The following is a 14,546-nucleotide window of genomic DNA, read 5'->3' on the forward strand; positions in this document are numbered from 1 at the left end:
CGATGGTAGTGTGGGGTCTCCCCATGCGAGAGTAGGGAACTGCCAGGCATCAATTAAACAGACAAGCCTCATGCGAAAGCATGGGGCTTTTTTGTTTGTGCGCAATCCAGGAAAACACAATATTAGCGGATAACCGTTGAAAACATGGCGTTAAAAAAGCCCCGTTCATCACTGATCGGGGCTTTGTACCTCAGTTACCACGTGAAATTAGTGGATGACCTGCGACAGGAAAGCGCGGGTGCGTTCTGACTTAGGATTAGAGAAGAACTCCTGCGGCGCAGCCTGCTCAACGATCTCACCGCGGTCCATAAAGATCACGCGGTCGGCCACGGTGCGCGCAAAGCCCATTTCATGGGTTACGCAAAGCATGGTCATACCATCTTCTGCCAGGCCAATCATGGTATCGAGAACCTCCTTCACCATCTCGGGGTCCAGCGCTGAGGTCGGTTCATCGAACAGCATGATTTTCGGCTTCATGCACAATGAGCGGGCAATCGCCACGCGCTGCTGCTGGCCACCGGAGAGCTGCCCCGGGAATTTGTGCGCATGCTCGGCAATACGCACACGCTCCAGGTAATGCATCGCCAGCTCTTCAGCTTCTTTCTTCGGCGTTTTGCGTACCCAGATAGGGGCCAGAGTACAGTTCTGCAATACGCTCAGGTGCGGGAAGAGATTGAAGTGCTGAAACACCATGCCGACTTCCGTGCGCACGCGTTCGATATTACGCAGATCGTCATTAAGCAGGGTGCCATCTACCACAATACGGCCCTGCTGATGCTCTTCCAGATGGTTGATGCAGCGGATCGTTGTCGATTTTCCCGAGCCGGAAGGCCCGCAGAGTACGATACGTTCGCGCGGTTTTACCTGCAGATTGATATTCTTCAGGACATGAAACTGACCATACCACTTGTTCACGTTTTCCAGCGTAATCATCATCGCGTCGTCAGCTTGAGTAATAATTTGAGTCATGTTGAACCTCAGTGTGGCGTACGCCCGGTGTTAAAGCGCTTCTCCAGATACTGGCTATAGCGCGACATGCTAAAACAGAAAATCCAGTAGACCAGTGCAGCAAAGACGTAACCCTCGGTGGACATACCCAGCCAGGTTGGGTCGACGGTGGCCTGCTGCACGCTACTGAACAGATCGAACAGGCCGATGATGATCACCAGGCTGGTATCTTTGAACAGGGCGATGATGGTGTTAACCAGCCCGGGGATGACCAGCTTCAACGCCTGCGGCAGGATCACCAATCCCTGGGTTTTCCAGTAGCCCAGCGCCAGCGACTCAGCGGCTTCGTACTGACCTTTTGGCAACGCCTGCAACCCGCCGCGCACCACCTCGGCAACATAGGCTGACTGGAACAGGATCACCCCAACCAGCGCACGGATCAGCTTATCAATAGTGCTGCCTTCCGCCATAAACAGCGGCAGCATCACCGAGGACATAAACAGCACGGTGATCAGCGGGACGCCGCGCCAGAACTCGATAAACAGGATACAGAGCGTGCGCACCACCGGCATACGCGAGCGACGGCCCAGCGCCAGCAGAATCCCCAGCGGCAACGCACCGGCGATACCCACTGAAGCGATGATCAGCGTCAGCGTCAGGCCGCCCCACTGTCGGGTTTCCACGCGTTCCAGCCCCAGATAGCCGCCGTACAGCAGGAACCACACCACAATCGGATAGATCACGGCCCAGGCGGCGATATAGCTACCGCGACGCGGCAGGATTTTCAGGAACATCGGGACGATTGATAGCAGGCCGATAACCAGCGCCAGATTAATGCGCCAGCGTAACTCGTGAGGATACAGCCCATACATAAACTGGCCGAAACGCGCATGGATAAACACCCAGCATGCGCCTTCCCTGGTACAGTCTGCGCGGGTGTTGCCGAACCAGTTCGCCTGGAACACCAGCCAGTTCAGCGCGGGGGGGATCACCACCCACATCACCCAGATACAGAACAGGGTCAGCAGTGAGTTTCCCCAGCTGGAGAACAGATTTTTTCTTGCCCAAACGACGGCACGTGAGAACGCGTTAGTCGGTACGGGCGGAGTGTCATGAGTCGTTACAGTCATAATTATCCCGTTCTCTTAGCGTTCAATCAGCGCGATTTTGCGGTTATAGATATTCATTAACAGCGAAATCGTCAGGCTGATGATGAGATAAACACCCATGGTGATGGCGATTGTCTCAATGGCCTGGCCCGTCTGGTTCAGCACCGTCCCGGCAAACAGCGACACCATATCGGGATAGCCAATCGCGGCAGCCAGCGAGGAGTTTTTCACGATATTGAGATACTGGCTGGTCAGCGGTGGAATGATCACGCGCATCGCCTGTGGGATGATGACCTGGCGTAGCGTCACCGGGTTTGGCAGGCCGAGCGAGCGGGCAGCCTCATGCTGACCGTGCGGTACGGACTGAATGCCTGAACGGATCACCTCCGCGATAAATGACGAGGTGTAGATCGACAGCGCCAGCGTCAGGGCCGCCAGCTCAGGGATCAGAACAAAGCCACCGCGATAGTTAAAGCCCTTCAGCTCCGGGATATCCCAGTGCATCGGGCTGCCGGCAAACGTTGAAGCCAGCAGCGGAAACAGCACCAGCATCGCAATCGCCGCCGGCCAGGTGCGGCGCAGCTGCCCGGTTTTAAGCTGATGCTTTTTGTTATAGCGGAACAGGCCGACCGTCGACAGGACGGCAAGCAGTAACGCCAACAGAAATGGCAGGGTGCCCGGCGCGTACTCAGGCCATGGGATGTAGAGCCCACGGTTACTGACGAAAGCGAGATCAAAGGCATTCAGCGCCTGGCGCGGTCCCGGCAGATTGCGCAGCACCGCAAAGTACCAGAAGAAGATCTGCAGCAGCGGAGGAATGTTGCGGAACGTCTCAATATAGATATTGGAAATTTTCCGCAGCAGCCAGTTGTCAGACAGACGTGCCAGACCAATAAAGAAGCCGAGAAAAGAGGCAAAGACAATACAGAGTGCGGAAACCAGCAGCGTGTTGGTGAGACCCACCAGGAACACGCGTGCGTAGGTATCCCCCTCGCTGTAGTCGATCAGATGCTGGACGATACCGAAGCCAGCGCTACGTTCAAGGAAACCAAAACCGGAAGTAATGCCACGGCTTGCCAGGTTAATGATGGTGTTATGAATCAGATAACCTGCTACGGCAACAACCGCGACGATCGCAATGATCTGGTAAAGCCAGGCGCGCACCGCAGGATTGCTGAATGAAAAATCCCTTTTTACGGTTGGGCGTTGAGACATGATGAGACCTCAGTAACGAAAATTCTGTCGTGGGCACCCGCACACGGGTGCCCGGTAATCGGGGGAATTAACGTACTGGTGGCGCGTACTGGATGCCGCCCTGGTTCCACAGCGCATTCTGACCACGGGCAATTTTCAGCTGGCTATCTTTACCGACGTTACGGTCAAAGACTTCCTGATAGTTACCCACCTGCTTGATGATGTTGTAAGCCCATTTGTTGTCCAGCTTCAGGTCTTTACCGAAGTCACCTTCGGCGCCCAGCAGGTGAGCCATATCAGGGGTAGAGGGTTTAGCCGTCATCTCGTCGACGTTTTTAGAGGTAATACCCATCTCTTCCGCGTTCAGCATGGCGAACAGGGACCATTTAACGATGGTGAACCAGTCATCATCACCGCGGCGTACTACCGGGCCCAGAGGCTCTTTAGAGATCACTTCCGGCAGTACGATGAACTCGTTTGGTTTGCCCAGCTTGATGCGCAGTGCATACAGCTGAGACTGGTCAGAAGCGAGGGTATCGCAACGACCGGTATCCAGCGCTTTCGCCGACTCGTCAGAACGGTCGAAGGTCACCGGGGTATACTGCATTTTGTTGGCTTTAAAGTAGTCCGCCACGTTCAGTTCAGTGTCGGTACCGGCTTGTATGCAAACGGTTGCGCCGTCCAGCTCTTTAGCACTTTTCAGACCTGCTTTCTGGTGGGTCAGGAAGCCGATGCCATCGTAGTAGTTAACGCCAGCGAAGATGAAGCCCATGCCGCCGTCACGTGCAGAAGTCCAGGTGGTGTTACGTGACAGGATATCCACTTCACCTGACTGCAGTGCGGTGAAACGCTCTTTTGCCGTCAGCGGGGTGTACTTTACCTTGGTCGCATCACCAAATACGGCTGCGGCAGCCGCACGACAAACGTCCACGTCGATGCCGGAAAACTTACCGCTGGCATCCGCATAGGAGAAGCCCGGTAAGCCGTCACTGATACCGCACTGCACAAACCCTTTCTTCTTAATCGCGTCCAGCGTGGTGCCAGCGTGAGCCTGATTCGCAACCGCAAACAGCGTAGCAGCGGCAACCAAAGTTGAAAGCATCATCTTTTTCATAAAGCATCCTGTGTGGCGAAAACGTTTTGTTATGTGTAATGCACGCTTTGGTGCACTTTGCCTGTCTGTGGCCGAAGCCATTCACTGCTTTGCAAAGGTAATGCCAGATTTGCAGAGCCCTGAATCTATTGGAAAGCATTGCTAATATTCAGAAGCATTTGGTAAGTTCGATTAATATCGCGCACCAGGACGGGGCAAAAATAGCACTAATGGTCACAAATAGTGCAAATAGTTTCACTATATGGAAGCAGTGTGAGGGAGATAGCAGTTTTAGTGACTGAAGTGTAAAAAGAGTGGCTAACTCCAGCGCGCAGAGGCGCTGGAGGGGGGCAACGCGGGTTAATAGAGGGAACTGGCTCCGCCGGGACGCGTTTTAAAGCGGCGGTGTAGCCACATATACTGATTCGGCGCACGCATGATCTCGCGCTCAATGACGCGGTTCATGTACTCGGCGGCCTGCTGCTCGCTTTCGATGGGATAATCTTTCAGCTCTGGCTGGATCACTAATTCATAGCCGCTGCCGTCTTCGTTGCGAATCAGCACAACGGTGATCAGCGCAGGTTTTGCCATGCGTGCCAGCATCCAGGTGCCGCTGGTCGTGGCCGCCTCAGGCACGGCAAACAGCGGGGCGAAGACGCTACCTTTCGGGCCGTAATCCTGGTCCGGTGCAAACCACACGGCCTCACCCTGTTTCAGCGCCTGCACCATACCGCGCAGATCGCGACGATTGATCATCGCTTTGTTCGAGCGCATGCGTCCTTTAGTCTGCACCCACTCCATGAATTTGTTGTTATGCGGGCGATACATGGCCATCATCGGCTGACAGAGGCCCATTGCCCGTCCGCCAAGTTCCAGCGACATAAAATGCACGCCGATAATCAGCGCGCCACGGCCATCGGCCTGTGCAGCCTGCAGGTTGTGCAGACCATTAACTTTAAACCAGCGCTTCACGCGGCGGTCGGACCAAAACCAGGCCATGCCGGTTTCAATCAGGCCCATACCCAGGGATTCGAAATTGCCGACGATGCAGCGCTCCAGCTGCTCTTTGTCCATATCCGGAAAGCACAGCTCCAGATTGCGGCGCGCAATCGAGACGCGGCGCTTCATAAAGCGCATAGAAGTGCGTCCTATCCAGATGCCGAACTTATGCAGTAAAGGATACGGGAGTTGGACCAGCAGAAAGAGTACGCTGACGCCAAACCAGGTTAACCAGTAGCGTGGGCGAAGAAAACCCCGGCGGAATTTTTGTGACGGCTTCATCTATTGCTCATTTTGACGTTAAGGACCAGAGAAACTGTAACGCAAGTTGACAACAATCAGCTGCGATACAATCACTCAGACACCCATTCAGGACGATGGTTTAGCCTGCTTCCTGAGCTGGCAGAACTTTACATTTGCGGGGCGTGACGCACGGCTATCAGAAAGGTAAGGGCTGCAGGCCTGGGTAGGCATTTCCATTGGCTGTAATTTTACACAGATTAACGGGACTTCAGGAAGATGTGCAGAGGAATAATCTGACAAGAAAATTTTATCCGCTCAAAAAATAAAAAAGCGCCAGCCCCGGAGGGACAAGCGCTTTCGCAACAACATGATAGCCAAAGACTATTAGTTCATGCCGTATTTTTTCAGTTTCTTACGCAGTGTACCGCGGTTGATACCCATCATCAGGGCTGCACGGGTCTGGTTGCCACGGGTGTATTGCATCACCATGTCCAACAGAGGCTGCTCTACTTCAGCCAATACCAGCTCATACAGATCACTTACATCTTGACCATTCAGTTGAGCAAAATAGTTCTTCAGTGCCTGTTTGACCGAATCACGAAGTGGCTTTTGGGTCACCTGATCCTGTGAATTTACGGTAGATACGGTCAGTACGTCAGAATTTACGCGTTGTTCGAACATAGTTCTGTCAGCTCTTTATTTCTAATTACGCAAGATTTTCGAAGTATGCCTCCAACGCCTCCAGCTGTTCGCTGGCATCCTCTATGGCGTTGAATGTGCGCCGAAACTGGTCGTTTGGGGCGTGCTCCTGTAGATACCAGGAGACGTGCTTCCGGGCAATACGGTATCCCTTGCGATGACCATAAAAGTCGTGCAGTTCCCGTAAGTGCCCGATGAGCAAGCGCTTTACTTCAGCTAGTGGCATCGGTGCCAGCAGCTCCCCAGTGTCCAGATAGTGCTGGATTTCCCGGAAGATCCACGGTCTTCCCTGAGCCGCCCGTCCTATCATCAGGGCATCAGCCCCCGTATAGTCAAGTACGGCTCTGGCTTTATGCGGGTCAGTAATGTCTCCATTCGCGATAACCGGAATGGATACGTTCTGCTTAACTGTCCGAATGCTGTCGTACTCAGCTTCGCCGTTGAACAAACACGCGCGTGTGCGTCCGTGAATGGTCAGGGCCTGAATCCCACAGCGTTCAGCCAATTGGGCAATCTCTACGCAGTTGCGGTTGTCGCTATCCCAGCCAGTGCGAATCTTTAAGGTCACCGGTACTTCGACTGCATTAACTACCGCTGAGAGGATAGACTGCACCAGCTCAGGATGCTGCAGCAGTGCCGAACCTGCCATCTTACGATTCACTTTTTTGGCCGGACACCCCATGTTGATGTCGATGACCTGCGCACCCGATGCTGCATTGATACGCGCGGCTGCCGCCATCTCTTCCGGGTCACAACCGGCAATTTGCACGGTACGAATACCAGGTTCGTCACTGTGAACCATACGCAACCGTGACTTATCGCTGCTCCAGACTTCAGGATTAGACGACATCATCTCGGAAACAGTCATCCCAGCGCCCATTGCATAGCAAAGGGTCCTGAATGGCCTGTCTGTTATCCCGGCCATCGGGGCTGCAATCAAACGATTACGAAGCTGGTGATTTCCTATGCGCATGAAAAAAAAGTGACCATAGTGTGTCCGCAAGGCGGCGTATATTACGCATTTTTTCAGGAAGATGAAAGGCCAAACTTTGAACAATTCGCTGTTGCCAGGGGCTGGTAAGCCTTACCTGGCGGGCTTATTTTTTTAAATCATTTATAAAACAATGGATTAAAAAAAATTGACGAAATTGTGTACAAAGATTTTTCTTTTTTTGTGACCTGGATAACAACATAATTCACGTCAGTTTGCCTGTTATTCGGGACATCTGACGGATGTAAAGCGCTGGCGCAGCTCATCCGATCTGCGCCAGGTGGCTGTTTTATCGGCGGATCCCGGTAATGCGACACCACTCTTCTTTCTCGGCCACCGGGTCGAGAACAAAGGTATCGGCATAAGCTTCACACACGCTCTCGGCCTGGCTGGCCAGTACGCCGGAAAGGCCCAGATGCCCGCCGCCGATCGGCAGTACGCTAATCAGCGGTGCCAGTTCGCGCAGCGGCCCGGCAAGGATATTCGCCACCACCACATCGGCACTGAGGTTCTCCGGCTGCTGATGTGGCAGATAGAGCGACAGACGCTCTGATACGCCGTTACGCTCGGCGTTATCACGGCTGGCCTGAATCGCCTGTGGATCGATATCAATGCCGATGGCGGCGGCGGCCCCCAGCTTCAGCGCGGCAATCGCCAGAATGCCGGAGCCACAGCCGAAGTCGATCACCGTTTTGCCTGCCAGGTCGAGGCCGTCAAGCCAGGCAAGGCACAGCGCGGTAGTGGGATGGGTGCCGGTGCCAAACGCCAGGCCCGGGTCAAGCATCACGTTCACCGCCAGCGGGTCCGGTACATCGCGCCAGCTCGGGCAGATCCACAGGCGCTCGCCGAAACGCATCGGGTGGAAGTTATCCATCCACTCACGCTCCCAGTCTTTGTCCTCGATCTGCTCAATTTTATGCGGAAAACCTGCGCCTAACAGCGGGCACTGCTCCAGCCCGGCGATGACATCTTCCATCTCCGTTTCGGCATCAAACAGGCCAATCACATCGGTATCGCCCCACAGGCGCGTTTCGCCCGGCAGCGGCTCAAACACCGGATTATCATGCGTATCCTGGAAGGTGACCGAAACGGCCCCGTTCTCGATCAGCGCGTCGCTCAGCTCTTCAGCCTGGGCGCCGGTGCTGTTAATTTTCATTTGTATCCAGGGCATAGCGATTCTCTTTATTCAGACAATAGGGCGGCAGCGTCCGCTTCGGCGTCAACACGGCCAAAGCGGTTGCCAATGACAAACGCCAGCAGGCTAAGCAGCAGCGCTGGCACGATAGGGTGGAAGCCCCACGGTTGCAGATTCAGGCTGGCGAGCAGGGTATAGCAACCGGCACCGGCGATCATACTGCTCAGTGCGCCAGCAGCGTTAGCGCGCTCCCAATAAAGGCCCAGTACCAGCGGCCAGAGGAACACCGCCTCCAGACCGCCAAAGGCCAGCAGATTAAGCCAGATGATCATATCCGGCGGGTTCCAGGCCGCCAGCAGCAGCAGCATGCCCAGCACCAGGGTAATCGCGGAAGAGAGACGTTTCAGCAGCGGTTCGTTATCCAGGTGCTGCGGGCGCACGCGCAAAAACAGATCTTTAACGATCGTCGCCGATGATTGTAGCAGCTGGGCATTAATGGTGGACATGATCGCCGCCATCGGTGCCGCCAGGAAAACGCCGGCAGCCAGCGGCGGCAACACCTGGATCATCAGCGTCGGGATCACCTGATCGGGGATCGCCAGGTCAGGCAGCACCGCGCGTCCCAGCGCGCCCGCCAGGTGCATACCCAGCATCAGCACGGCGACCACCACGGTGCCGAGCAGGATCGCCAGATGCATCGCCTTACTGTCTTTATAGGAGATGCAGCGCACCGCCGTATGCGGCAGGCCAATCACCCCAAAGCAGACCAGCACCGAAAACGAGGCAAGGAAGGTGGGCGTCAAAATGCCCCCGACGCCGGATGAAGAGACCAGCTGCGGATCAATTTTCTGCAGCGTGCTGACGGCGCTGTGCATTCCACCTGCGGCATGGATCACGGCAAACAGTAACAGGAAGGTGCCAATCAGCATCACCACGCCCTGCATCGCATCATTCAGCACGCTGGCGCGGAAGCCGCCAAGGGCGGTATACAGCGCAATGGTGCTGCCAAAAATCAGCAGACCTTTGTCGTAGGGGATCCCGGCGGCGGTTTCCAGCAGGCGCGCTCCGCCGATGAACTGCACGGTCATCGCGCCGATAAAGGCGACCAGCAGGCTCAGGCTTGCCAGCCACACCAGCAGCGGGCTGCGATAGCGCGCGTACAGCATATCGTTGAGGGTGACTGCATTGTAGCGGCGCGCCAGAATGGCAAACTTCTTGCCCAGCACGCCAAGCGACAGCCAAACGGCAGGCACCTGCACCATCGACAGCAGCACCCAGCCGAGCCCATATTTATAGGCTGCTCCCGGACCGCCGATAAATGAACTGGCGCTGATATAGGTGGTTGTCAGCGTCATGGCCAGCACAAAGCCGCCCATCGAGCGGCTGCCGAGGAAATACTCGCTCAGGAAGCTGCCGGCGCGGCGCTGGCGCATGGCAAAGACAGATAAACCGGCGACCAGCAGCAGATAGCCAATCAGCGGCAGAATAATTTCAAACTTCATGTTTATCGTCCTCCAGAGGAATGTCGCGGAAGACGACGCGCACCATCAGCCAGCAGAGAAAGATAAACAGGCCGGGTATCAGCAGGCAGGCCATTTCGAACCAGTGCGGCAGGCCGGTTACCCCCTGCGCGTCGCCCGGCAGCCAGGCTGACAGCGCCCAGCAGGCGAGATAAGCCACCGCCAGCCAGAAAGACCAGCGAGCTTCACGGTGGGCCTGTACAAAGCGTTTTTCCATGCGTTTCTTTCCCAAATAAGAAGGGGCCGAATAATCGGCCCCTCTGCATATCGATCGCTGACATTGTTGCGGGCCGGGCATGCCCCCCCCCCCCCCCCCCCCCCCCCCCCCCGCAACAATAGCGCAGTGGCGCGATAACCGCCCCCCACGGGAGCCAATCCCGTAGGGGCAGGCATGCCAGACCCGCGCTTGATTACTTCTCCTGCAGGCCGAGTTTCTTCTCCAGGTAGTGGATATTGGTCCCACCGTGCTGGAAGTTCTCGTCTGACATGATTTTCATCTGCAGTTCGATATTGGTTTTGATCCCATCGATGATCAGCTCAGCCAGCGCATTTTTCATGCGTGAAATCGCCACATCGCGGTTCTCACCGAAAGTGATCAGTTTGCCGATCATGGAATCATAGTACGGCGGCACGGTATAGCCGGCGTAGATATGAGATTCCCAGCGCACGCCAAAGCCACCCGGTGCATGGAAGCGGGTTATCTTGCCAGGGCTTGGCAGGAAGGTGTTAGGATCTTCAGCGTTAATACGGCATTCCACCGCATGACCACGGATGATCACCTCTTCCTGTTTGATCGACAGCGGCTGACCGGCAGCAATGCGCAGCTGCTCTTTGATCAGGTCAACGCCGGTGATCATCTCGGTAACCGGGTGCTCAACCTGAATACGGGTGTTCATCTCAATGAAGTAGAACTCGCCGTTTTCGTACAGGAACTCGAAGGTACCTGCACCGCGATAGCCGATCTCCACGCAGGCTTTCGAGCAGCGCTCGCCGATGTAGCGACGCATCTCTTCGGTGATGCCTGGTGCTGGCGCCTCTTCCACGACTTTCTGGTGACGGCGCTGCATGGAGCAGTCACGTTCTGCCAGATAGATCGCGTTGCCCTGACCATCTGCCAATACCTGAATTTCGACGTGGCGAGGGTTTTCCAGGTACTTCTCCATGTACACCATGTCGTTGTTGAAAGCCGCTTTGGCCTCCGCTTTCGTCATGTTGATGGATTGTTCCAGATCTTTGTCGCTGCGCACGACGCGCATACCACGACCGCCGCCGCCGCCGGAGGCTTTGATGATTACCGGGTAGCCGATACGTTTGGCGAAGGCACGGTTTTTTTCCATATCTTCGGTCAGCGGACCGTCAGAGCCAGGTACGGTCGGTACACCGGATTTTTTCATCGCGGTAATCGCCGACACTTTGTCGCCCATCAGGCGGATCGTGTCAGCTTTCGGGCCGATGAAGATAAAGCCAGAGCGCTCAACCTGCTCAGCAAAGTCGGCATTCTCAGACAGGAAGCCGTAGCCAGGGTGGATAGCCACGGCGCCGGTGATTTCCGCCGCGGAGATCAGCGCCGGGATGTTCAGATAGCTTTTAACCGATGGAGCCGGGCCGATACAGACGGTTTCATCCGCCAGCAGCACGTGCTTCAGGTCGCGATCGGCCGTGGAGTGGACAGCAACGGTCTTGATGCCCAGCTCTTTACAGGCACGCAGAATACGCAGCGCGATTTCACCGCGGTTAGCAATTACAATTTTATCCAGCATGGTTCGCCTCGTTATTCGATGACTACCAGCGGCTCGTCAAACTCAACAGGCTGACCGCTTTCGACCAGAATCGCTTTCACGACGCCGGATTTATCGGCTTCGATCTGGTTCATCATTTTCATCGCTTCAACGATGCACAGGGTGTCACCGGCGTTAACTTTCTGACCGATTTCCACAAACGCTTTCGCGTCAGGGCTTGGGGTGCGGTAGAAAGTACCGACCATTGGGGAACGCACGATATGGCCACTGATCTCGGCAGCAGCTGGCGCTTCCATTGCTGGAGCGGTCGCTGGAGCAACGGCGGTAGCCAGAGCTGGCTGCTGCTGCTGCATCATCGGCGCAGCATACGCCTGCTGCATCATCGGGTAACCGATGTTAGCTGGTGAGCGGCTGATGCGAACTGACTCTTCGCCTTCAGAGATTTCCAGTTCAGCGATGCCTGATTCTTCAACCAGTTCGATCAGTTTTTTAATCTTACGAATATCCATGAGTGTGGTTCCGTACTCTGTTTAATTAGATGGTGACAGGCGTTTAACTGCCGTCTGTAAAGCCCAGGAATAACCGTCGACGCCAAGTCCACAGATCACGCCGGCAGAAATATCAGAAAGATACGAATGATGGCGAAAGGGCTCACGAGCATGCACATTGGACAGGTGAACTTCGATAAACGGAATACTCACCGCCAGCAGCGCATCACGCAGTGCTACGCTGGTATGAGTGAATGCCGCCGGGTTAATGACGATATAATCGACATTGCCTTTCGCTTCATGAATGCGATCAATTAACGCATGTTCCGCATTGGACTGGAGATGGCTCAGAGTCACGTTGAGTTTGCCTGCCTGTGCGGTCAGATCGCTGACAATATCGGCCAGCGTGGTGTGACCATACTTCTCAGGCTCACGGCTCCCCAGCAAATTCAGGTTGGGGCCGTTTAAGAGCAGTACATGAAACTTATCGGTCATCTTGCTGCTATCTCCTGCGATAACTGAGGCATCGCACAAAATACATCGCCAAAGCCGATTTGTCACCTTTTCAGATGAAATTTGGCCCTGGTCACCCTTCGAAGTCGGGCATTATAACGATATCAACGCAATTAGCAGCTAAATACTGGTCGTATCAGCGAAGATGATCAACCGCGCCGCTGAAAAAAGGCGCAGTTGAGTGTAGCAACTGTGGGGTGGGACACAATATTCGCGGTTCGCTTATCGGAACCAATTGCGAACCTTCTTATAGCGCCAGGCCAGCAGGAGCGCCGCAATTAGCGCATAAATCCACGGCTGCGGCGAGTAAACCTTAACCGACCACAGGTAGTGAATGGGCGCAAGGATCGCGACCAGATAGACGCCATTGTGCAGCAGCTGCCAGCGTTTACCCAACTTGCGCTGCGCTTTCTGGAAAGAGGTGAGTGCCAGCGCCAGCAAAATAAGCCAGCTGATAATGCCGAGCGTCAGATAAGGGCGCGAAACCAGCTCCGAGCCGAGCAGGCCAAGATTGCTGATACCCAGCTCCAGCAGGGAGTAGCTCACCAGGTGCAGGGTCGCCCAGGCAAAACACCACAGTCCGAGCAGACGGCGCACGCGGATCAGCAGCGGTTGCTTACCATAGCGCGCCAGCGGAGTGATCAGCAGCGACCCCAATAGAAATTTCAACGCCATCCTGCCGGTAAAATGCTGGATATCTTTCGCTGGATCGGCGCTAAACCAACCCTGATCGATGGATAACAGCAGCCACAGCAGGGGCAGAAATCCGGCGAGATGCAGCACAACCTTCAGTCCGGTGATCTGTTTAACCGACAGGCGCACCATTTAGAAGTTTTCCCGCAGATTCAGCCCGCGATACAGCGAAGCGACCTGGTCAGCATAGCCGTTATACAGCAGCGTTGGCTGGCGTTTCACATCGAGAATACCGCCGGACCCGATAAAGCGTTCGCTGGCCTGCGACCAGCGCGGATGGTCGACGTGTGGGTTCACGTTGGCAAAGAAGCCATATTCGTTCGGGGCGGTCTGGTTCCAGGTGGTCGGCGGCATATCCTTCACCAAAGTGATTTTGACGATCGACTTGATCCCTTTGAAACCGTATTTCCACGGCACCGTCAGGCGAATAGGGGCGCCGTTCTGCGGCGGCAGGGCTTTGCCGTATACGCCGGTGGTGAGCAGGGTGAGTGGATGCATCGCTTCATCAAGGCGCAGCCCCTCAACATAGGGATAATCCATGCCGCCGCCGATAAAGCGGTCCTTCTGGCCGGGCATCTCATCCGGCGCATAAATGGTCTGGAAGGCCACATAGCGCGCATTGCTGGTGGGCTCAGCGGCCTTCAGCAGTTTGCCCAGCTCAAAGCCAATCCACGGCACTACCATCGACCAGGCTTCAACGCAGCGCATGCGATAGATGCGCTGTTCCTGCGGGAAGCGTTTAAAGATGTCATCCATATCCAGCGTCAGCGGTTTACCGACCTCGCCGCCGATCTCAATTTTCCAGTCGGTGGTCTTCAGCGTCCCGGCATTGGCTGCCGGATCGGCCTTATCCAGCCCAAATTCATAATAGTTGTTGTAGCCGGTAACTTTATCTTCCGGCGTCAGGGCAAGGTCGGCCTGATACTGCTGTGGCTTACTGAAATCAAGTGGCTTACCGGCGGGTGCAGGTGGGCGATCGTGGCCTTTAAACCACGACAGCACATCCGCGCGTGCGGCGTTCGGCAGCGACAGGGCCGCCGCGCTCAGGCCCAGGGTTTTCAGCAGCGTGCGGCGACGGCTATTGAACACGCTTTCCGGCGTGACGTCATTTTCAGTCAGTTTATTCACGGGTTTCATCGGCGACCCTTGCTCTTTGTAGGGGAATAATGTTGAGCATGGCTC

General features: G+C 55.4%; 15 protein-coding genes. All 15 read right to left on the reverse strand.

The window, feature by feature from the left end:
• Positions 1–207 precede the first annotated feature (207 nt).
• On the reverse strand, positions 208–969 hold the full coding sequence (locus QLG07_RS21585; protein ID WP_048914403.1) for an amino acid ABC transporter ATP-binding protein: 762 nt from the start codon (positions 967–969) through the stop codon (positions 208–210).
• Between the two features lie 8 nt (positions 970–977).
• Complete coding sequence (locus QLG07_RS21590; protein WP_282470147.1) at positions 978–2,078, reverse strand: amino acid ABC transporter permease; 1,101 nt, start codon at positions 2,076–2,078, stop codon at positions 978–980.
• Positions 2,079–2,093: 15 nt separating this feature from the next.
• Positions 2,094–3,272: an amino acid ABC transporter permease gene (locus QLG07_RS21595; RefSeq protein ID WP_282470148.1), complete on the reverse strand. Its 1,179-nt coding sequence runs from the start codon at positions 3,270–3,272 to the stop codon at positions 2,094–2,096.
• A gap of 67 nt (positions 3,273–3,339) precedes the next feature.
• Positions 3,340–4,365 carry an amino acid ABC transporter substrate-binding protein gene (locus tag QLG07_RS21600; protein WP_048914406.1) on the reverse strand — a complete coding sequence of 342 codons (1,026 nt, stop codon included), beginning with the start codon at positions 4,363–4,365 and terminating at the stop codon, positions 3,340–3,342.
• 339 nt (positions 4,366–4,704) lie between these two features.
• Positions 4,705–5,625, reverse strand: a complete 921-nt coding sequence (gene lpxP / locus QLG07_RS21605; RefSeq protein WP_048914407.1) for a kdo(2)-lipid IV(A) palmitoleoyltransferase — start codon at positions 5,623–5,625, stop codon at positions 4,705–4,707.
• A 345-nt stretch (positions 5,626–5,970) separates the two neighbouring features.
• Positions 5,971–6,267, reverse strand: coding sequence for a DNA-binding transcriptional regulator Fis (gene fis / locus QLG07_RS21610; protein ID WP_003855228.1), 297 nt, complete (start codon positions 6,265–6,267; stop codon positions 5,971–5,973).
• 25 nt (positions 6,268–6,292) lie between these two features.
• Positions 6,293–7,258, reverse strand: a complete 966-nt coding sequence (dusB, locus tag QLG07_RS21615; RefSeq protein ID WP_282470173.1) for a tRNA dihydrouridine synthase DusB — start codon at positions 7,256–7,258, stop codon at positions 6,293–6,295.
• 307 nt (positions 7,259–7,565) lie between these two features.
• Positions 7,566–8,447 (reverse strand): 50S ribosomal protein L11 methyltransferase, encoded by an 882-nt coding sequence (prmA, locus tag QLG07_RS21620; RefSeq protein ID WP_048914409.1) that lies wholly within the window; start codon positions 8,445–8,447, stop codon positions 7,566–7,568.
• Between the two features lie 11 nt (positions 8,448–8,458).
• Positions 8,459–9,913: a sodium/pantothenate symporter gene (gene panF, locus QLG07_RS21625; protein ID WP_048914410.1), complete on the reverse strand. Its 1,455-nt coding sequence runs from the start codon at positions 9,911–9,913 to the stop codon at positions 8,459–8,461.
• Positions 9,903–10,148 (reverse strand): YhdT family protein, encoded by a 246-nt coding sequence (locus QLG07_RS21630; RefSeq protein ID WP_048914411.1) that lies wholly within the window; start codon positions 10,146–10,148, stop codon positions 9,903–9,905. Before QLG07_RS21630 ends, panF begins: the two co-directional genes overlap by 11 nt.
• Positions 10,149–10,341: 193 nt before the next feature.
• A complete protein-coding gene (gene accC / locus QLG07_RS21635) occupies positions 10,342–11,691 on the reverse strand; it encodes an acetyl-CoA carboxylase biotin carboxylase subunit (protein WP_048914412.1) in 1,350 nt (449 codons plus the stop codon).
• An 11-nt stretch (positions 11,692–11,702) separates the two neighbouring features.
• On the reverse strand, positions 11,703–12,179 hold the full coding sequence (gene accB / locus QLG07_RS21640) for an acetyl-CoA carboxylase biotin carboxyl carrier protein (protein ID WP_282470149.1): 477 nt from the start codon (positions 12,177–12,179) through the stop codon (positions 11,703–11,705).
• Positions 12,180–12,200: 21 nt separating this feature from the next.
• Positions 12,201–12,653: a type II 3-dehydroquinate dehydratase gene (gene aroQ, locus QLG07_RS21645; protein ID WP_048914414.1), complete on the reverse strand. Its 453-nt coding sequence runs from the start codon at positions 12,651–12,653 to the stop codon at positions 12,201–12,203.
• A 240-nt stretch (positions 12,654–12,893) separates the two neighbouring features.
• On the reverse strand, positions 12,894–13,493 hold the full coding sequence (gene msrQ, locus QLG07_RS21650) for a protein-methionine-sulfoxide reductase heme-binding subunit MsrQ (RefSeq protein WP_282470174.1): 600 nt from the start codon (positions 13,491–13,493) through the stop codon (positions 12,894–12,896).
• 3 nt (positions 13,494–13,496) lie between these two features.
• Positions 13,497–14,501, reverse strand: a complete 1,005-nt coding sequence (gene msrP, locus QLG07_RS21655) for a protein-methionine-sulfoxide reductase catalytic subunit MsrP (RefSeq protein WP_048914415.1) — start codon at positions 14,499–14,501, stop codon at positions 13,497–13,499.
• Positions 14,502–14,546 lie beyond the last annotated feature (45 nt).

The sequence above is a fragment of the Erwinia sp. V90_4 genome, assembly GCF_029967685.1.
Lineage (GTDB): Bacteria > Pseudomonadota > Gammaproteobacteria > Enterobacterales > Enterobacteriaceae > Erwinia > Erwinia aphidicola.